Source organism: Xenorhabdus sp. PB61.4 (assembly GCF_963894935.1).
GTDB lineage: Bacteria > Pseudomonadota > Gammaproteobacteria > Enterobacterales > Enterobacteriaceae > Xenorhabdus > Xenorhabdus stockiae.
The window spans coordinates 1-19,973 of the sequence record NZ_CAWQJR010000214.1; the positions used below are offsets into that span (position 1 = coordinate 1).

General features: G+C 45.1%; 14 protein-coding genes. 12 read left to right on the top strand and 2 right to left on the bottom strand.

Annotated features, from left to right (window positions below; genetic code table 11):
- Positions 1-545: 545 nt before the first annotated feature.
- The 12 genes from AACX68_RS18810 to AACX68_RS18865 all read left to right on the top strand — a co-directional run bounded on the left by AACX68_RS18810 (position 546) and on the right by AACX68_RS18865 (position 17,191).
- On the top strand, positions 546-3,491 hold the full coding sequence (locus tag AACX68_RS18810) for an RHS repeat-associated core domain-containing protein (RefSeq protein ID WP_228860129.1): 2,946 nt from the start codon (positions 546-548) through the stop codon (positions 3,489-3,491).
- Between the two features lie 153 nt (positions 3,492-3,644).
- Positions 3,645-3,896 (top strand): hypothetical protein, encoded by a 252-nt coding sequence (locus AACX68_RS18815; RefSeq protein WP_228860130.1) that lies wholly within the window; start codon positions 3,645-3,647, stop codon positions 3,894-3,896.
- Positions 3,897-4,191: 295 nt separating this feature from the next.
- Entirely contained in the window at positions 4,192-6,378 is a 2,187-nt protein-coding gene (locus AACX68_RS18820) for a thiamine pyrophosphate-dependent enzyme (protein ID WP_228860131.1), read from the top strand.
- Between the two features lie 33 nt (positions 6,379-6,411).
- Positions 6,412-8,076, top strand: coding sequence for an indolepyruvate oxidoreductase subunit beta family protein (locus AACX68_RS18825; RefSeq protein ID WP_228860132.1), 1,665 nt, complete (start codon positions 6,412-6,414; stop codon positions 8,074-8,076).
- Entirely contained in the window at positions 8,063-8,488 is a 426-nt protein-coding gene (locus AACX68_RS18830; RefSeq protein ID WP_228860133.1) for an acyl-CoA thioesterase, read from the top strand. The genes AACX68_RS18825 and AACX68_RS18830 overlap by 14 nt, the downstream gene beginning before the upstream one ends.
- Before the next feature lie 95 nt (positions 8,489-8,583).
- Positions 8,584-10,917 (top strand): bifunctional salicylyl-CoA 5-hydroxylase/oxidoreductase, encoded by a 2,334-nt coding sequence (locus tag AACX68_RS18835; RefSeq protein ID WP_228860134.1) that lies wholly within the window; start codon positions 8,584-8,586, stop codon positions 10,915-10,917.
- 69 nt (positions 10,918-10,986) lie between these two features.
- Positions 10,987-12,150 (top strand): cupin domain-containing protein, encoded by a 1,164-nt coding sequence (locus AACX68_RS18840; RefSeq protein ID WP_228860135.1) that lies wholly within the window; start codon positions 10,987-10,989, stop codon positions 12,148-12,150.
- Position 12,151: 1 nt separating this feature from the next.
- Positions 12,152-13,063 (top strand): fumarylacetoacetate hydrolase family protein, encoded by a 912-nt coding sequence (locus tag AACX68_RS18845; RefSeq protein WP_228860136.1) that lies wholly within the window; start codon positions 12,152-12,154, stop codon positions 13,061-13,063.
- A gap of 20 nt (positions 13,064-13,083) precedes the next feature.
- Positions 13,084-14,112: a carbon-nitrogen hydrolase family protein gene (locus AACX68_RS18850; protein ID WP_228860137.1), complete on the top strand. Its 1,029-nt coding sequence runs from the start codon at positions 13,084-13,086 to the stop codon at positions 14,110-14,112.
- The gene (locus AACX68_RS18855) at positions 14,109-14,855 is read left to right on the top strand and encodes a maleate cis-trans isomerase family protein (RefSeq protein ID WP_304957244.1); all 747 of its coding nucleotides are present in this window, start codon (positions 14,109-14,111) and stop codon (positions 14,853-14,855) included. Before AACX68_RS18850 ends, AACX68_RS18855 begins: the two co-directional genes overlap by 4 nt.
- A gap of 220 nt (positions 14,856-15,075) precedes the next feature.
- A complete protein-coding gene (locus AACX68_RS18860; protein WP_228860138.1) occupies positions 15,076-16,497 on the top strand; it encodes an aminotransferase-like domain-containing protein in 1,422 nt (473 codons plus the stop codon).
- A gap of 127 nt (positions 16,498-16,624) precedes the next feature.
- Positions 16,625-17,191 (top strand): HutD/Ves family protein, encoded by a 567-nt coding sequence (locus AACX68_RS18865; RefSeq protein ID WP_228860139.1) that lies wholly within the window; start codon positions 16,625-16,627, stop codon positions 17,189-17,191.
- A 111-nt stretch (positions 17,192-17,302) separates the two neighbouring features.
- On the opposite strand, the gene AACX68_RS18870 is transcribed toward AACX68_RS18865, so the two are convergent.
- Both AACX68_RS18870 and AACX68_RS18875 read right to left on the bottom strand, forming a co-directional pair.
- Complete coding sequence (locus tag AACX68_RS18870) at positions 17,303-18,400, bottom strand: hypothetical protein (protein WP_228860140.1); 1,098 nt, start codon at positions 18,398-18,400, stop codon at positions 17,303-17,305.
- 110 nt (positions 18,401-18,510) lie between these two features.
- A complete protein-coding gene (locus tag AACX68_RS18875) occupies positions 18,511-19,617 on the bottom strand; it encodes a hypothetical protein (RefSeq protein ID WP_228860141.1) in 1,107 nt (368 codons plus the stop codon).
- Between the last annotated feature and the right edge of the window lie 356 nt (positions 19,618-19,973).

Consider the following 19,973-nt stretch of genomic DNA (forward strand, 5'->3'; position numbering starts at 1 on the left):
AATATGAGAATACTTATTATTTAGTTTTTTAATTAACGATTTTATATCTTCAATTGATCTTTATTGTTATTTTTTGGGCGTTTATTAATCAGTTATATGTCGTTCTTGTTAATATTTTTGTTTTTATTTCCTCTTTCTTAGTGTGCTTTTTGGGTAAATATTCTTCTTTATTGTTATTGATGAATATCTATTAATTAAATAAACATCAATAAATACCTTTATTCTCACTATTGATTTTTAATTATCTATTTAATTCAATTTCAAAGGATGTATCCTAATAAAGGAGGTGTTTCTATACAACCTTGCTTAATTATTCGTGAAAAATTAATGTAATTGTTTATTTCCCTGTATCCTACTGAATAAAGTTTCATCGGTGATATTATGGGATATACCCTAATCATCATTAATGAGATTAGGGTGTTATTGATAGAATATAAAAACATCAGCTGGGATGCCTATTTCTTATAATGCGTAATGCCGAAAACAATACTGAGAGTAAAAACTCTCATTTATCGGATTAATACTTCAACAATAAGGAGCCAATCATGAGCACATCGCTGTTCAGTAAAACCCCTATGGTTACGGTTCGGGATAACCGCGGGCAGACTGTGCGCGAAATCGCGTATCACCGCCATCCCTACACACCGACGGTGGTAGATACACGTATCACTCACCATCACTATGATGCACGGGGTGCTTTGACGCAGAGCGCCGACCCGCGCCTGAATGACACCGGACTGGTGAATTTTACATATCTGACTGATCTGGCCGGCAATGTGCTGCGTACCCAGAGCGCTGATGCTGGTATCTCGGTGACCCTTAATGATGCCGCCGGGAGGCCGTTTTTAGCCGTAACCGGCATTGAAACAAATAAAGAGGGCGGAGATGATAAAAGCCGCGCCATCACTCGCTCCTGGTTGTATGAAGGCAGCGCTCTACCGGGACGTTTGCTGGGTATCACTGAACAGGTCTCCAGTAAGGAGATTCAGTTTACGGAGAGATTCGTGTATGCAGACAATAGTCAGGATAAAAAAAATCTGAATCTGGTTGGTCAGTGCATCAGTCATTATGACACGGCAGGTTTGGTGCAGATAAAGAGCATTGCCCTGTGTGGTGCTCCGCTTTCTGTCAGCCGCCGTTTGCGGCAAGATGCAGACAAAGCGGAAACGGCCGTTAACTGGCAGGGAGAAAAAGTTTCTGTCTGGAACACTCTACTGGAGGAAAAATCTTACAACACGCTGACCACAGTGGATGCTACAAGCGCAGAGCTGACCACCATAGACGCAGAAGGTAATTGCCAACGTGTGGCCTACAATGTGGTTGGTCTGCTGAAAGGTAGCTGGCTAACGCTGAAGAAGAAAAAGGGACAGGCTAAGGAACAGGTTATTGTGAAGTCACTGACTTACTCTGCTGCCGGTCAGAAGCTGAGCGAAGAACACGGTAACGGGGTGGTGACTACATATACTTATGAACCGGAAACGCAGCGCCTGATAGGAATAAAAACAGAGCGTCCGACTGGGCATGCTATCGGGGCTAAGGTCTTACAAGATCTACGTTATACTTATGATCCTGTGGGAAATGTGCTGTGTATCACGAATGATGCGGAAGCAACACGGTACTGGCGAAACCAAGAAGTGGTGCCGGAAAATACCTACACTTATGACAGCCTGTACCAGTTGGTCTCGGCAACGGGACGCGAAATGGCAGGAACGGTCGCACAAACAAAACGCCCTGACAGTATCTCCTTAGCTTCAGATAACGCCTATACCAATTATACCCGCCATTACCACTATGATCGGGGTGGCAATCTGATACAGATACGCCATTGTGCACCAGCCAGCGACAACTGTTATACCACCAATTTCACCGTCTCAAACCGCAGTAACCGGAGCGTACTCAGTACACTGACAAAAGAGATTAGCGAGGTTGATGCATTATTTGATGGTAGTGGGCATCAAAAACAAATGCAGCCGGGTCAGCATCTGGTGTGGACACCGCGTGGTGAGCTACAGAAAGTGATGCTGGTCACCCGTAAGGGTGGGAAAAATGATAGCGAAAACTATCGCTATGATGCGGGTAGCCAGCGTGTTCTGAAGGTTAACACACAGCAGATGGAAGCCATCACGCAGAAGCAGCGAGTGATATATCTACCGGGGCTTGAACTGCGCACGACGACACATGGTAAAACGGAAAAAGAGAAACTGCATGTTATTACCGTGAGAAACGCGGGTCGCTCACAAGTGCGGGTACTGCACTGGGAGAAAGGTAAACCGTCAGAAATCAACATCAATGATCAGGTTCGCTACAACTACGATAACCTTATCGGCAGCAGCGGTTTGGAAGTAGACAGCAGTGGTAACGTGATCAGTCAGGAAGAATACTATCCGTATGGAGGCACAGCAGTCTGGGCGACCCGCAACCAGACAGAGGCGGATTACAAAACCCGCCGGTACTCAGGTAAAGAACGGGATGCGACGGGGTTGTACTACTACGGATACCGGTATTATCAGCCGTGGGCGGGTCGCTGGCTCTCAGCAGACCCCGCGGGAACGGTGGATGGCCTGAATTTGTTCAGGATGGTAAGAAATAATCCGATTGGACTATCTGATCCAACAGGATGTAATTCCATAAACCATAGCAAATTACCTGCTAATACAAAGTTATCTCAGATAGCTATGTTGGGTAGCCATGATGCAGGAACTTACGCCTACAGTAGAGCAAGAAATGGAGCATCTTCATTAGGTGCATTATTTACCCGTGCATTTAAAACTCAAAACTTGAGTCTGAAAAAGCAAGCAGAAGCGGGAGCCAGATATTTTGATATTCGTGTAGCGCAGAATAAAAATGGTTCATTTAGCTTTTTTCATGGCCCTAGTATCGCGGGAGGCAATGCCACATCTGATGTCAGGGAATTGTTAGATTACGCAGCAGGTGATAAAAATAATTTTTATCTAATGAAATTTGTATTCAAAGGAAAGAAGAAAGCGGTGTCAGATATGTTTTTAGGGGGGGTAATTCAAAATTATGATGATCATCTTATTAATCATGAAGATACACGGAGTTTGGGAAACGCAACGGTTGACTTACTCAGCCAAGGAAAAAATATCGGGATCATGGTTCATGGCAATGCCAGAACTGAATCAGAGTTGTGGTCTTACAAAGAACAAGTTCACACAAAGTGGGCTAATCGTGCAAACGTAGACGACACGGTTCAATTCCTCAGCCAGTTTCACGCAGGCTCAGCGCCAGAAAATAAACTTAATGTTATACAGACAAATATTCCTGTTGCTTCCCCTGCCCGTAAGCAATTGACTTTAGGAGTAAAAAGCTATCTATCCAGAGTCAAGAATACTTTGGCCAATGGTATTAATAGACTGCCGCATGCGGGAATAATCAGTGCAGACTACATAGGGAATAAACATGGCGCAACGGAAGGATTTATGCGAACAATTGAACGGCATAATCACGATTTAATGACGCAACACGCATAAAGTCAGAAAATAATAAAAATTCAGTTAAGTAAAAATTAATTAAATAGCAGAAGGTTTTGCCACTTCCTCCTAAATTGGGGGGAAGTGGCAGACTAATTTCAAAGCGATATTCACACATCAATTATCAGGTAATTGGCATAAAAAAGATCAAATATGGATATATCGTTACATAAAAACACTCCGACAGTCACAGTGTTGGATTGTCGTGGGTTAACTATTCGGGAATTGGCTTACCATCGCCATCCTGATACACCTGAATCAACGGCTATCGGCGGTAGTATCGATCAGGTCGCGGAGATGGGAACATTCGTCACCTTGCATGCGGGCAACAATGACATCAAATTCTCCATTACAGTCCCGATGGACAATATTGTGGGAGTTGATATACCAATACGGCGGCCATAGTAGTGGCTGTATTTTGTGATTGAAAACTGAAAGACGAAGCGTATATCCATTCTTTGCATGACCTATCCGGCTACTGCATAAATGATCAATGCATGATGGTTCATGTATTGATCATTAATTCATATTCCCCATACTCCTACTACTACATATACCCGTCTTTCTAGTTGCACTTAAGTCACCCCAGTCGCCGTTTTTATCAATATACGGCTATCTACCGGGAAGTTATTCCTCTGTTGCCGCGATGTAATTCGAAATCCAGTGGCATTAAAAAAGATGCATAAAATGCGAGGTGGACATGGCAGAACGATCCTTCGTTAAGGAAGTGGAAAAGTTAAGATTGAAGCAGGGCGAAGTTTTCAGCGGAGAAGGTATACTCGCTGTCACAAAAGCGCTGCTGGAATCAGGTGTTGCCTATGTTGCTGGTTATCAGGGAGCACCCATTTCTCATTTGATGGATGTTCTGACTGACGCGCAGGATATCCTGTCTGAATATGGCATTCGTTTTGAAAACAGCGCCAGTGAAGCCACTGCCGCTGCCACATTATCTGCCTCAGTTAACTATCCATTACGCGGTGCTGTGACATTCAAGGCAACAGTTGGGACAAATGTTGCTTCTGATGCACTGGCAAATCTGGCATCTGGTGGTGTTTTAGGGGGAGCCTTGATCATAGTGGGTGAAGATTATGGTGAGGGTTCTTCAATTATGCAGGAACGTAGCCACGCATTTGCTATGAAATCACAGATTTGGTTGCTTGATCCACGCCCTAATCTGCCATCGATTGTAAAGGCAGTGAAGATGGGGTTTGAGTTATCGGAAGCCAGCCATACACCGGTTATGTTGCAGATGCGTATTCGTGCCTGCCATGTACATGGCAGGTTTGTTTGTGCTGATAATCAGTTACCGATATTCAGGGTTGAAAATGCGCTGGAAAATCCGACCCGTGACCTCAACCGTATTGTTCTGCCGCCTGCCAGTTTTTTGCATGAAAAAGAGAAAACTCAGGAACGCTGGCCTGCCGCTGTGCGCTTTATTCAGCAGCATGTGTTGAATGAGTTCTTTGCTGAAGGGGCGGATGATATAGGCATTGCTTTACAGGGAGGTTGTTATAACACCGTGATCCGGGCGTTGAATTTACTGGGGCTGGCGGATGTCTTTGGTGAAAGTTCTATTCCACTGTATGTCATGAATGTGGCTTACCCATTAATTGATCAGGAGTTTGCACGTTTTTGTCACGGTAAACGGGCAATTCTGGTTCTGGAAGAGGGGCAACCCAATTTTGTCGAACAGAATGTCGCCAGTATCCTGCATCAGCACGATATTTCGGTTCGGTTACACGGTAAGGATCTACTGCCAATGGAGGGGGAATATGATACAGCCACGGTATTGGCAGGAATTCGTGCTTTTCTGGAGCGTTATGACCGGATTGAAGCCAAAGTACCGGCAGTTGCCTGTCAGGTGCAAATCCCATCAGTGACTTTACCGAGTGGGGAAACGAAAGGCACGGATGCAAGAAATGAAATATCAGATAATGCGGTTCATGCCCGTCCCCCCGGTTTTTGTACCGGTTGCCCGGAACGCCCGATTTTTACCGCGATGAAACTGTTAGAACGGGAGCTGGGGCAGCATCATATTAGTGCGGATATTGGCTGCCATCTGTTTGCTATTCTGCCGCCATTTAATCTGGGTAATACCACAATGGGGTATGGATTAGGTACAGCCAGTGCTTCAGCACTGAGTGCGTCAGCCTCAGATAAGCGGGCAATTTCCGTGATGGGTGATGGTGGATTCTGGCATAACGGTTTGACGAGCGGTATTGCTAATAGTGTTTTTAACCGTAGTGATAATCTGACTGTTATTGTGGATAACAGCTATACCTCGGCCACTGGCGGGCAGGATATTCCATCTTCAACAGCCTTTAATACCAGTCGTAACACCGGGCATGGCATCGAAAAAGCCGTCAAAGGGGTCGGGGTGAAGTGGGTACGCACAATCAGGCGTACCTATGATCTCAAACGCATGATCAAAACTTTACGGGAGGCACTGACAACCAAAGAACAGGGCCCGAAAGTCGTGGTTGCGCAAAGTGAATGTATGCTGAATAAACAGCGCCGGATAAAAAAAGAAAACAAAGAAATGCTGGCAGCCGGGCGGAGAGTGGTACATGAGCGTTTTGGCGTTGACCCTGATACCTGCACAGGTGATCACTCCTGTATTCGTTTGTCCGGCTGTCCTTCCCTTTCCATTAAATCAAATCCTGATCCGTTACGTACTGACCCTGTAGTCACTGTATTGAACAGTTGTGTGGGATGTGGGCTGTGCGGGGAAATATCCCATGCAGCTGTGCTATGCCCCTCTTTTTTCAGGGCCAGAATTGTGACTAATCCCTCCCGCTGGGATCTGCTGCTGTACCGTATTCGCAAAGGTTTCATCCATTACCTGCAACGCCGGGATATAAGGCGTCGTGAACAAGATAAGTTTTAACAAACTGTCGCTGTCATCCCTGAGGGGGAAACCATGTTGGTATCACCATCCATGAATTCGTTGATGATGAAAATGAAAACCCAGCCTATCAAAATTGCCATTCTGGCAATGGGTGGTGAGGGTGGAGGTGTGCTGGCTGACTGGATTGTCAGTCTGGCCGAGGCACATGGCTACTTTGCTCAGGCGACTTCAGTACCCGGTGTCGCGCAACGGACGGGAGCCACAATATATTACGTTGAACTGTTCCCCGGTTCGGACGATCCCGATGCGCCGGCTCCGGTGCTGGCATTAATGCCGACAGCCGGTGATGTGGATATTGTGCTGGCCTCTGAATTAATGGAAGCCGGACGTGCAGTTCAGCGCGGTTTTGTGACTCCGGATCGTACAACGCTGATCGCCTCAACGCATCGGGCTTTCACTATGCAAGAAAAATCAGCAATGGGCGATGGACGGGTGGATAGCCGTCGGTTAATCCGACAGTCACAGCAGGCAGCCCGCTGTTTTATCCATTTTGATATGGCGCAGATGGCGGAAAAGTGTGGCAGCGTCATGAGTTCTGTCCTGTTTGGAGCACTCTGTGGTACAGGTATTCTGCCATTTAGCAGTATTCAGTTTGAACAGGCGATTATCAGGGGCGGAGTCGGGATAAAGCCCAGTTTACAGGCATTTGGTCTGGGACTGAGCCGGGCACAGGCAGCCCTTTCCTGTGGGCAATCTGCTGGCTGTAATCACCCTTCCGGGCACAGTGATTCGGCGCATAAAAATGATGCCAGACATGACATTTTTGTTAGACATAACGGTTCGAACAATAACCATTCCACTAATAACAAGCCCATTAATAATCATGATGTGAACGCGCTTTTATTGCGTATTGAGGAAAATCTACCGTCCTGTATTCATAAAATTACGCTCAAAGCTGTCAGGCGATTGGTAGATTATCAGGATCCGGAATACGCCAGTTTATATCTTGATCGGCTGCAACATTTGGTCAGTCAAGCTGGAGAGAGTAACCAACAGTTACTGCGTGAAGCGGCCCGTCATCTGGCACTCTGGATGACTTACGAAGACATCATCCGTGTGGCCGATCTGAAAACCCGCGCCAGCCGTTTCAAACGGGTTCACCAGGAGGTACGGGCAAACAGGTATCAGCTCGTCGAAATCAATGAATTTCTACACCCCAGAGCAGAAGAAATCTGCGACACCTTACCGGCCGGTTTTGGCCGCTGGTTATCCCGTCCTCACACTATAAACCGGATACTGACAAAGCTGTTCAGTCGCGGTTACGTCATTAAGACCAGCTCAATATGGGGATATTTCCTGCTTTACATGCTGGCGGGTTTACGTCGGATACGCCGCCGTACCCTGCGTTTTCAACGTGAAACGGCAGGAATTGACAACTGGCTACGACGCATTGTGGCAGCAGCAAAACATGATCCGGCACTGGCTGAGGAAGTTGTGAAGTGTCAGCAACTGCTGAAAGGATATGGTGATACGCACTCCCGTGGTCTGAAAAATTTTCAGAGTTTGATGAACTTTGTCGATTGCCATCGGAAAAAGCTGTCGGCACACAATCTGAGACAATTACGTGAAGCCGCGCTGGCCGATGAGGATGGACGCCAGTTGCATGAATATCAGCAGCATCTTGAAACTAACATCCTGAAAAAGAATGGAGGAGGAGTCAGTAATGAGCCTGCATAAATTTATACAGCCTCACAAAATTCGGTTTTCTGAATGTGATCCGGCGGGAATTGTTTTTTATCCCCAATATTTTGTGATGTTCAACAACTTGCTGGAAGATTGGTTCGATGAGCTAACGCCAGAGGGATATGCCGCTTACATTGCTAAGCACCGTTTCGGCTTACCCACAGTACATCTGGAAGCGGAGTTTAAGGCGATCAGCAGAATGGGCGATAAAGTCTGGCTGGAACTGAATGTTGAAGAGATTGGTAAAAAATCACTTAAGCTACGTCAGCGTTGTTTCAGTCAGGAAGGCGAATTAAGAATGAGTGCGATTCAGACTTATGTCACGACCTCGCTGGATACGCATCAGGCAATACCCATACCCGATGAATTTTATTATCCATTAATTAACCAGCCATTAATTATCTAGCCAATCATTCACCCAATAACCATTCACCCAATAACCATTCACCCAATAACCATGCCTTAACCCGTGCCCATAAGAGGTGTGACAGGAGAACCAGCATGAACAAAAAAAATATGAACATCGTGTGTATTGGCGGCGGGCCTGCGGGTTTATATTTCGGTTTGCTGATGAAGTTACAAAATCCTGATAACCGTGTTGTCGTGATTGAGCGCAATCGCCCCTATGATACTTTTGGCTGGGGGGTGGTATTTTCAGATGCCACACTGGAAAACCTGAGTATGGCTGATCCGGTATCCGCCAAATCTATTAGTGTGGCCTTCAGCCGCTGGGAAAATATCGATATCCACTTCAAAGGAACCGTAAACCGCAGCGGTGGTCATGGCTTTATTGGTATTGGCCGCAAAAAATTACTGAATATTCTTCAGGATCGCTGTCAGGAACTGGGAGTCAAGCTGGTATTTGAGACGCAGGTTCAGGATGAGCAAGAGGTAGCTCGCCAGTATCAGGCTGATTTGTTGATTGCATCCGATGGGATCAATAGCCAAATCCGTAACCGTTATGCTGAAAACTTCTGGCCTGATGTTGAACAACGCCATTGCCGGTTTGTCTGGCTGGGTACTCATCGGATATTTGATGCTTTTACCTTTCTGTTTGCTGAAACAGAACATGGCTGGTTTCAGGCTCATGCTTACCAGTTTCAGGAAGGGCTATCCACATTCATTGTTGAAACAACGGAAGATACGTGGCTGGCAGCAGGAATTGACAAAATGTCACAGGAAGAGGGCATCGCATATTGTGAAAGTATCTTTGCCCAATGGCTGGATGGGCATGGCCTGATCTCCAATGCTACCCATTTACGCGGGGCTGCAATCTGGATCCGTTTTCCCCGGATCCTCTGTAATCACTGGGTACACTGGATTAAACCAGAAGGTGATAAGGGCAAAAATGTACCGATTGTATTGATGGGGGATGCGGCCCATACCGCGCATTTTTCCATTGGTTCCGGAACCAAACTGGCATTGGAGGATGCCATTGAACTCGCTAACAGCCTGAAAGCCAATAAGGGGAATTTATCGGCAGGGCTGGCCCATTACCAGAAAGTACGCAGCGTGGAAGTGCTGAAAATCCAGAATGCGGCGCGTAATTCCACAGAATGGTTTGAAAATGTGGCCCGTTATGAAGATTTCCCGCCAGAGCAATTTGCCTATTCTTTACTCACCCGCTCACAGCGTATTTCCCATGAAAATCTGAGGCTGCGGGATAAATCATGGCTGGAAAACTATGAATATTGGTTCAATCGGCAGCCTGATCAATCTTCCCCGCTGATCCCTCCCATACTGACGCCTTATCAGGTTCGGGGGATTAGGCTGAAAAACAGAGTCGTGGTTTCGCCAACACTACTGTACAAGGCGGTGGAGGGTATTCCGGGAACATTCCATCAGATTCATCTTGGCAGCAGAGCTTTGGGAGGCGCAGGTTTAGTCATTGCCGAAATGACCGCGATTTCACCACAGGCGCGGGTAACGCCTGCTTGTCCCGGTTTGTGGAATGAGCAACAAGTGCAGGGATGGAAAATTATCACCGATTTTATCCACCAGAATACGGATGCACGGATAGGCATTCAGCTGGGGCACTCAGGAAGGCGAGGTTCTACTCAACGGGGCTGGGAACAGGTTAATCATCCTTTACCGGAAGGAAACTGGCCACTGGTTTCTGCTTCATCCATGCCTTATCTGCCTGGTATTTCACAGGTACCAACTGCGGTGACTCAGAAACAAATGAGTGAAATTATTTCGCAATTTGTTGAAGCAACTCACCGTGCTATCACCGCCGGTTTTGACTGGCTGGAAATTCAGGCAGCTCACGGTTATCTGCTTTCCAGCTTTATTTCGCCTGTCACCAATCTGCGTGACGATGAATATGGGGGTTCACTGGAAAACAGGCTGCGCTTCCCATTAGCGATTTTGCGCGCTGTTCGTCGTGTCTGGCCGGCTGATTTACCGATATCCATACGTATTTCTGCCACTGACTGGATAAAGGGAGGCACCACCGTTGATGAAGCTGTCATCATCGCCCGTACTTTCTATGAGGCGGGTGCTGATATGGTGGACTGTTCAACCGGGGAAGTTTCCGCTGAACAACAACCTGTTTACGGACGGATGTATCAGACGCCGATGGCTGACCGTATCCGTAATGAAGGCAATGTGCCGGTTATCGCCGTGGGTGCGATTACCGATGCCGATCAGATTAACAGTATTATCGCTTCCGGTCGGGCAGATCTGTGCGCCTTATCCCGCCCATTTTTATCCGATGCCGCATGGTTGCTGCATGAATGTGCCAGATATGGCTGGACAGACATCAATTGGCCGGAACCGTATCTTTACGGCAAAGAGCAACTGGAACGCCAGCTTGCCCAGAAGAGTATCCTCTAGAACTCAGGCCGACTTTCAAATGGCAGTTATTATCCGTTGATAGTTATTATCCGTATAGGAGATACCTAAATGTCTCAACAAGAAAATGTGCAGGAATATGAGCAGAATAGGCAAGAAAGCCACGATCAGTACAGAGAAGATATCCTCGGGCGCGCCAATGTCGCCGATAGCCCTGAATTGCTGGCCTATTACAAAGAGCTGGCAAAATATCACACAGGGGCACTCTGGACAATCGCCAACAAAATAGAGCCGTGGCAACCTCAGTCCACTTCCGTTCCGGTTCTCTGGCGTTATCGTGACTTACGTGAACATGTTCTTAAATCCGCTGAATTAGTGACTCCGGAAAAAGCCGGTCGTCGGGTCGTCTATCTGGAGAATCCGGGTAAATCCGGTGAAGGACCTGCCGTCGGTTTACTTTATTCCGGGCTTCAGACTATGCAACCGGGAGAGTCTGCTTCGGCTCATGCTCACTCTTCTTCGGCCCTGCGTTTCATCATGGAAGGGCGTGGTGCCTATACGATTGTTGATGGCCAGAAGATGTTGCTGGAAGCGAATGATTTTGTTCTGACACCCAATGGAACCTGGCATGAACATGGGGTGGAGCCTGATGGTTCTCCGTGCATCTGGCAGGATGGCCTTGATATGCCATTAGTGAATACTCTGGAAGCCGGGTTTTATAAGGTACACCCTGATCTGCGCCAGGCCGTGACTGAACCGGTGGATTCCTCTGTGGCGCTGTGGGGAGCGCCTGCTTTGCGTCCGCAAAATGTGGGCTGGGATAAACCCTATTCCCCATTATTCAGATACCAGTGGAAGCCAACTTACGCCGCTCTGCAAGGTTATGCCCGAATATCACGGGGATCACCGTTTGATGACATCTTGATGTATTACATCAATCCTCTGACTGGCGGGCATGTTATGCCAACTCTGGGTGCCAGTATGCAGCTATTGCGCCCCGGATTTATTGGTAAGGCTCATCGGCATACCGGCAGCTTTATCTATCAGGTCGCGAAAGGAGCGGGATATTCTATTATTGATGGTCAAAGATTCGACTGGCAGGAGCGGGATATCTTTTGCGTACCTTCATGGAAATATCATGAGCATGCGAATGCATCACAAACCGAAGATGCCTGCCTGTTCTGTTTCAGCGACTTGCCGGTGATGCAGGCATTACAGCTGTATTATGAAGAAGCCCTGAACGAGAATCACGGGCATCAGCGAGTGGGAGAATAAAATGCGTTTAATTACTTATCGTACTGAGATAACGGCTGAGGCCCGATTGGGGGCGATAGTGAATAATAATGTCGTTGATCTGGCAAAATTGGCGGCTCATAGTGGCAGCACATTACCGGATAATATGCTGGATTTTATTGAACTGGGGCCACTTGCCATAAGTAGTACTGCAATGTTGCTGAATTCATTTGACGGATTATGGCCAGTCGGTGTCATCCGGCCACTGGAAAATGTCAAAATTCTTGCTCCTATTCCCCGCCCACGTAAAAACATTTTCGGCATTGGCCTGAATTATATTGAGCATGTTGAAGAATCCAGCCGTTCGCTGGATACGGCAAAAGATCTGCCCAAAGAACCGGTTATCTTCTCCAAACCACCTTCCACGGTAATTGGGCCGGGGGATGCCATCGAGCATAACAGCGAAATTACCCGGCAACTGGATTGGGAAGTGGAATTAGCCGTTATCATCGGAACACGGGCCAAAGGTGTATCGGAAGCTGATGCCCTGAAATATGTTTTCGGTTATAGCCTGATTATTGATATGAGTGCCCGTGACTGTCGTCGTGCCGGGCAGTGGATCTATTCTAAGGGGCAGGATACTTACGCGCCTTTTGGCCCCTGTATTGTGACGGCTGATGAGATCCCCGACCCGCATAACCTCGCCTTGAGCCTGAAAGTTAACGGGGTAACCAAACAGGATTCCAATACCCGCCATATGTTATTCAAGGTCGATGCCCTGATCGCTGATATCAGTAAAGGTATTGTGCTGGAGCCGGGCGACATTATCGCCACGGGAACACCGTCGGGCGTAGGGGCAGGGCGTAACCCGCAAGAGTGGTTATGGCCGGGGGATGTGATTGAAGCTCACCTTGAGAAAATTGGTGATTTGCGTCATCCCGTCATCGCCGTATAAACCTCATACAGGAATCTGACATGCTAACTCTTCCTAAATTCAAGGCAGCTGCGGTACAGGCTGCGCCAGTCTTTCTGGATACGGAAGCCACGGTTGATCTCGTTTGCCGGCTGATTCATGAGGCGGCGAATAACGGAGCCAGTCTGGTGGCTTTTCCTGAAGTCTTTATTGCCGGTTATCCTTACTGGAACTGGATCATGAACCCTGTGCAGGGTAGCCCGTGGTTTGAAAAACTGTGCAAATCGGCCATTGAAGTACCGGGCGCTGAGATCCTCAAGGTGGCACAGGCCGCGGCTCGTCATCACATCAATGTTGTTGTCGGCATCAATGAACGCAATCCCAATGGTGTTGCGACAATTTATAACACACTGGTGACCATTTCTGACGAAGGAAAGATTTTGGGGCGACATCGTAAACTGGTGCCGACATGGGCAGAAAAACTGACATGGGCTAATGGCGATGCTTCTTCATTGACCGTACATAACACCAGCACTGGTCCGCTGGGTGTGCTGGCCTGTGGTGAGAATACCAACCCACTGGCGCGTTTTACTTTGCTATCACAGGGGGAGCTGGTACATGTCGCCAGTTACATTTCCCTGCCTGTCGCTCCGCCGGATTATGATATGGCAGAAGCTATCCGTTTACGGGCTGCCGCACATTGCTTTGAAGGCAAAGTTTTCACTATTGTTTCCTGTTCTACTATATCGCCGGAAATTGTGCAGGCTATGACTGCCAGCCACCCTGAAGCAAAACATTTGCTGGCACGTCGTAATAGCGCGTTTACGGGAATTATCGGGCCGGACGGGCGTGTGATTGGCACTCCTCTGATTGATAAAGGAGGGATTGTTTATGCGGAAATTGACTTGAACCGCTGTATTCAGCCCCGCCAGATGCATGATATTACAGGGCATTACAATCGTTTTGATATTTTCGATCTGGCCGTCAGCCGACGAGCCATGAATGCAGTCAGGTTTACTGATGAACCCGAACAGACTGACTATAATCCAGTTGTGGATGGGGTGAATCCTATCAGGGAGGAACTTCCATGAGTGAACAGCGTTGTTTTCGGGTAGGGCTGATTGTACCCTCCTCAAATACCACGATGGAAACAGAGATCCCGGCTATTTTACGTGCCCGTGAAATGGTAGCACCTGAGCGTTTTACCTTTCATTCGAGTCGCATGAGAATGAAAACAGTTAGCAAAGATGAACTGGCGGCAATGGATGCAGACAGTGATCGCTGCGCACTGGAACTGTCAGATGCTTCAGTGGATGTGTTGGGATATGCCTGTCTGGTGGCAATCATGAGTATGGGCAAAGGATACCACCGGATTTCTGAGCAACGTTTGCATTTGAGGACATCAGAAAACGGTTATCCGGCACCGGTGATCACAAGTGCCGGCGCATTGGTGGATGGGCTTAACGCGTTAGGGGCAAAACGAGTCTCAATACTGACACCCTATATGAAACCGTTAACACAGCTGGTGATCGATTATATAGAAAATGAAGGTATTGAAGTCATTGACAGTATTTCACTGGAAATTGCGGATAATCTGGCGGTCGGGCGTCAGGATCCGCTGGCACCAGCGGAAATAACAAAAAGACTGAACAGCAATGTGGATGTGATAGTCGCTTCCGCCTGTGTACAAATGCCTTCACTGGCCTCAGTGCCTCTGATCGAAGCCCGCATGGGCTTACCTGTAATTTCAGCTTCTGTGGCGACAGCCTATATGCTCCTGAAGCAGCTAGGGCTGAATACCTGCGTGCCGGGTTTTGGATCATTATTATCCTGAAAATTGTTTTCTGAAATGAAAATAATCCTCTGAGAAAATGAGCACAGACTATTGATATAGGTAACATCCCGTTATTGAAAGAGCTATTGCAAGACTTGAGTATAACTATGTGGCCGGGGTGAGAGAGCGTCGCCAACAAAGAGGCAACTTGAAAGACGAAGTGTATAATAGTGGAAATGCTCTGTTAATGACCTATAACACTCTAAGGAAGACCCGGTATATGACACGCTACGAGCAACTGGCAGTGACCATCCGCCAACAGATAGAAGATAATATCTGGCTGGTGGGGGATAGGCTACCCTCCTTACGGGAATCGGTAAAATCGTCAGGGCTGAGCCTGATGACAGTATTGCAGGCCTATCAATTACTGGAAAGTCAGGGCTGGATCGTAGCACGCCCACAGTCAGGCTATTATGTCGCTCCCCGGATAAAGCCGTTTGCTGCGGCAAAAGGGGGAAACAGGCTGAATTTGAGCGAAAATGTAGAGATCAGCGCCTCAATTTTTGATGTTTTACAGGCATGTAAAGATCCCAGAATCATACCTTTTGGCTCTGCCTTTCCCGATCCATCCTTGCTGGTGGAGCCCAAATTAGCCAAGACATTAGCATCTGTAGCCCGTCGTTTTGCCCCCCATAGTTCACTGGTGAACTTACCTCCGGGAAATGAACAGTTGCGCCGCAATATTTCCCGTCGTTATGCCTCACAGGGTATGCATGTTTCTCCTGATGAAATTGTGATCACCGCAGGAGCAATGGAATCTTTAAGTTTCAGCCTTCAGTCTGTCACTTCTCCCGGCGACTGGGTGGTAATTGAATCACCCGCTTTTTATGGTGCGCTACAGGCTATTGAACGTTTGCGCCTGAAAGCAATTGCCATCAAAACAGATCCGAAAACCGGAATTGATTTAGATGTACTGGAAGAAGTGGCAGGAAAATACCCGATAAAAGCCTGTTGGCTGATGTCCCGCTTCCAGAACCCGCTTTGCGTCAGTATGCCGGCAGAAAACAAACAACGGCTGGTGGAAATTCTGAATGAAAATGAAATTGTTCTGATCGAAGATGATGTTTATGGCGAACTCTATTTTGACCAGAACCCGCCAATGCCGGTTAAGGCATGGGATAAAGAAAATAATTTCATGCACTGTTCATCTTTTTCAAAATGCCTTGCTCCCGGATACCGGGTTGGCTGGGTCGCGGCAGGAAAACATGCTCTGAAAATTCAGCAACTCCAGATGACGAGTACTGTTTCAGCCAGCATCCCGACTCAACTGGCGATTGCTGAATACTTGTCTCAGGGGGGATATGATAACCATATACGACGGCTACGGCGCCAACTGGAGCAAAGGCAGATTCAGATGCTACGGGCAGTGAGTGAGTATTTTCCCGATTCTGTCAAAGTTAACAGTACACGGGGCGGGTATTTTATCTGGCTGGAATTTGAACCGCCTTTCAATGCAAGGCGACTGTATCAGCTGGCGCTGGCCAAAAATATCAGTATTGCGCCCGGCAGTATGTTTTCTACCAGTTCTCAGTTTGATCATGCTTTCCGTCTGAATACTTCGTTTGTATGGAACGAAACTCAGACTGCTGCTATGAAAACATTAGGAAGTTTGTGTCGTATGTTGTTAAAGGAATACGGGTAATTAGTCACATTTTAACTGTTTTTCTATTGCGATATATAAAATTCTTTGAGAAGTTTACAATTCGACATAAATTGCCTCTTTAGGTGTAAATAAAATATAAAAGCAGTGGAAAAATAGGAGCATGAGAATGAAGTGTTTCGATTATACAGAGTTACCAAGAGAGCAATGGGTTGGGGGTATTGGGGAAGTAAGAGATATTGTTTGTTGGCCGAATGCTGATGATTTTGCCTGGCGTGCCTGCTTCACATCTATCCATAAAAATGGGGTATTGGGGCACTTCCCGGGGATTGATCGTTCAATTGTATTATTAAAAGGTAAGGGGCTTCGTTTAACCAGTCCTGGGTTCCTTGAACATGAACTGGTACAAAAAATAGCTCCCTTCCATTTTTCCGGTAATACTCCGGGTAATGCTGAACTGTTGGATGGTTCTGTTCAGTGTTTCAATATCATGACCCGTAATTCTGAGTGGGTTTCTGAAATTTCTTTTGTGACTGATGAGCGCAAATTACCAACATCTCACAGCGGTGTGCTTTATGTCCTGAAAGGGCGCTGGGAAATAACGGGTACAAATAATGTTCAGCTGGCCTTTGGACAAGGTGCATGGTGGTTGCCTGATGATATACGCGAAGGGGCGATTAAGCCGTTAGTCGCTGATAGCCAGTTGTTGTGGGTGGATTTACATTCGGCTGAATAAACTCAGCAAAAAATCAACTGGAAAGATGAAGAGTCTATTTAATTAAAAACCTGTGACCTGCTTTATTTCAGGCCACAGGTTGTGTGATATGCACTTTATGCCAAAACACAATTATGGTTTCCAATCTTTCATAGTAAAGTTTTCATAATCCTGCATCTCGATTGCTATTAGATACGATTTATTTCCGTAGATATCTGTGAATCTGAATAAAGGGCTCGCATTGTCCCAATCATCCCAGAAATCGTGTACTGGTGACTGAAAATATAATCTACTCAGACAAACAGCATCTGTACGTGGAGTGGTTACTATAGTGACTTTTGGCGTTGCCTCGTATGTAAAGTCATCTATACTTTTTTTTGTAGAGTGATTATCCCCTGCATCTTTTACTGTTCTTTCTTGCCCCCAGATAAACCAAAGATAGAGATCGTTAGCTTTTGTATGATGGGTGAAGCAACGATAATTATTCGCTGTAGTATAATAATCGTTATAAGTCTCAGAAACGGTGATATCCTTAATTGTAAAGTTACCAAATTTAATTTTTGGAAGAATGTAATAATTATTCTGCACCCATTTATAGTGTTTTTCCCTAGCGTCAGTTTTAACTACATATTCACCAAAATTGAAGTCTTTTTTTATAATATGGATAAGATCTTGTGCATGATAAATAATAGGAGGATAACCAACAAGGGTAGTAAATTTACTGCCTTCCCTGTGATCTTTTAAGGTCAATTGATCAAATGTTTTATAAGTTTTCCCATCAAGTGTTATTTTCGCTGATATCCTGATTGAATCAATATTATTAGTTGTAACCCAAAAGAGCTTCCTTTGGTAATATGGTGGTTTTTCATCTGACTTATAATGTGGTACCTTTCTATATGACAAATCAAAAAAATTTTCCATTTTAAATGTGTCATTAGCAAAAGGAAATGTATGGCTATAATCATTTTCAATGCTAGTATATGACCATCCTTCTGGCAGTTTTTGACTGTCAGTGAATTTAATTAATTCAATAGTATCTAATATACTATCATATAACTTAACTTGTTCTTGATTAGCATCCACTGCTACAATTGTAATAAAAACACCAATTTGCATATTCCCATTGGCATAAAGATAATCTTGTTGATGACCTGAGTACAAATCAATACTAAAATGACTCAAATGGTCGACTACTCTAGGGTAATCGTAATTTTCATCTAATCTAATCATATTATTTCTCCTGCTTTATATAAAATATTTCCAGCTCTTATTAGGGAACGATTTTTATTTTTTAGGGTTTTAATTTTATAGAGTAATATAGTCTTAAGATTAAAATTTAATTACGGCTGCATATCTTGTAGGTGAAAGGATTTTGCACCCTCCATAATAAACTCTATTTGATAGGATTGATTTCCGTAATTGTCATAAAATCTGAAATGAGCCAAGGCATTTGGCAATTCAACCCAGAATCTCTCTACTGGTGACTCAAAGTACAATCTGCTGAGACAAACAGAATCTGTACGTGTTGCTGTTAAGATATCAGCTTGTGCAATTGATGTGTACGTTGTCTCAACATTTGGAACAGATTTTTTTCTTACTGTGGGGTGTTCATCCCCTACCGTTTTATCTTTTTTCATTGTTCCCCAGATAAACCAAAAATAGAGATTATCAGATTCTACACGATGGACAATGCCATGGTAATTAGCAATATTGAAAGCATAATCATTGTAAGTGTCTTCTATATCAACATGTTTTACTGAGAATCCAGTGGGTTTATTTATCAAAGTGAGATAATAATTGTGCTGTTGCCAATGATAGTTTTTATCATAATGCTCAGGTGGTGATATAGAATATTTTTTATCTATATGAACAACGTATTGACCAGAGCGATCTAGGACAGGATCTGGATGTTCAAGATCGTCAGAATGATAAATAATACGGGGGTATCCCGTAACGCAGGCACTTGAATCTTGACTTCCCTGATTTGTTGCAAATATTTTTTCATCAAGCAAAACTTGTGCTGCAATCATGATGGATTCATATTTTGTTGTTGTAACCCAATAGATTTTTCTTTGATATTCAGAGTTATTATCTAATTTATTTACGGTTATTTTTTTATATTGTGAAGGGGACTTTTTAGTATTTTCAGGAGTAGGGTGAGGAAAAGTATTATCATAATCATTTTTAGTTGAACTATATGACCATTCTAGGTCTAATGTGTTCCCAGTTACATAGTTAATTAATTCTATTTTATCGAGTTGGTCATCAGTTAGTTGAATAATATGTAGATTTTCATCCATTGCTTGAATATTAATCAATACACCCACTTGCATATTACCATTAGCATATATGACATCACTTTGATGGCCGGAAAGTAATTCTATACTAAATTCTGTTAAGCTAATTATTCTATTTACTTTGTTAGTGTTTTTTTGTTGTGAATTCATTTTTATTTCCTCAGATGAACATAAAAAACCCTGCCTTATAACATCATAGAAGTAATTTCTAAATAGCTTTTCAAAATGATAGGAGTGTTCCTTACCCCGCGTGTCCGGGGGGTTATGGAACACCGCATGCTGATACTCTCGCTATTATGAAAAGGTATATAGTGAAAATTTTAGTTTTCAAAGACCTATAAAAATGGAGTGATTTATGTTTGGTATTGATATCATATCTAGTCTATTTCAGGCTATGACTAAGTATTTTGAAAGCTAAAAAGCATATTATTAGTATAGTTCATATTATAAAGAAGTAGAATTCTGGAGGTGGCTGAATTTTACAAGCTATGACCAATGTTTATATT

Excerpts from the sequence above, each read along its gene's own strand:
- AACX68_RS18810 (WP_228860129.1), top strand. The coding sequence starts at position 546 with ATGAGCACATCGCTGTTCAGTAAAACCCCTATGGTTACGGTTCGGGAT.
- AACX68_RS18815 (WP_228860130.1), top strand. The coding sequence starts at position 3,645 with ATGGATATATCGTTACATAAAAACACTCCGACAGTCACAGTGTTGGAT.
- AACX68_RS18820 (WP_228860131.1), top strand. The coding sequence starts at position 4,192 with ATGGCAGAACGATCCTTCGTTAAGGAAGTGGAAAAGTTAAGATTGAAG.
- AACX68_RS18825 (WP_228860132.1), top strand. The coding sequence starts at position 6,412 with ATGTTGGTATCACCATCCATGAATTCGTTGATGATGAAAATGAAAACC.
- AACX68_RS18830 (WP_228860133.1), top strand. The coding sequence starts at position 8,063 with ATGAGCCTGCATAAATTTATACAGCCTCACAAAATTCGGTTTTCTGAA.
- AACX68_RS18835 (WP_228860134.1), top strand. The coding sequence starts at position 8,584 with ATGAACAAAAAAAATATGAACATCGTGTGTATTGGCGGCGGGCCTGCG.
- AACX68_RS18840 (WP_228860135.1), top strand. The coding sequence starts at position 10,987 with ATGTCTCAACAAGAAAATGTGCAGGAATATGAGCAGAATAGGCAAGAA.
- AACX68_RS18845 (WP_228860136.1), top strand. The coding sequence starts at position 12,152 with ATGCGTTTAATTACTTATCGTACTGAGATAACGGCTGAGGCCCGATTG.
- AACX68_RS18850 (WP_228860137.1), top strand. The coding sequence starts at position 13,084 with ATGCTAACTCTTCCTAAATTCAAGGCAGCTGCGGTACAGGCTGCGCCA.
- AACX68_RS18855 (WP_304957244.1), top strand. The coding sequence starts at position 14,109 with ATGAGTGAACAGCGTTGTTTTCGGGTAGGGCTGATTGTACCCTCCTCA.
- AACX68_RS18860 (WP_228860138.1), top strand. The coding sequence starts at position 15,076 with ATGACACGCTACGAGCAACTGGCAGTGACCATCCGCCAACAGATAGAA.
- AACX68_RS18865 (WP_228860139.1), top strand. The coding sequence starts at position 16,625 with ATGAAGTGTTTCGATTATACAGAGTTACCAAGAGAGCAATGGGTTGGG.
- AACX68_RS18870 (WP_228860140.1), bottom strand. The coding sequence starts at position 18,400 with ATGATTAGATTAGATGAAAATTACGATTACCCTAGAGTAGTCGACCAT.
- AACX68_RS18875 (WP_228860141.1), bottom strand. The coding sequence starts at position 19,617 with ATGAATTCACAACAAAAAAACACTAACAAAGTAAATAGAATAATTAGC.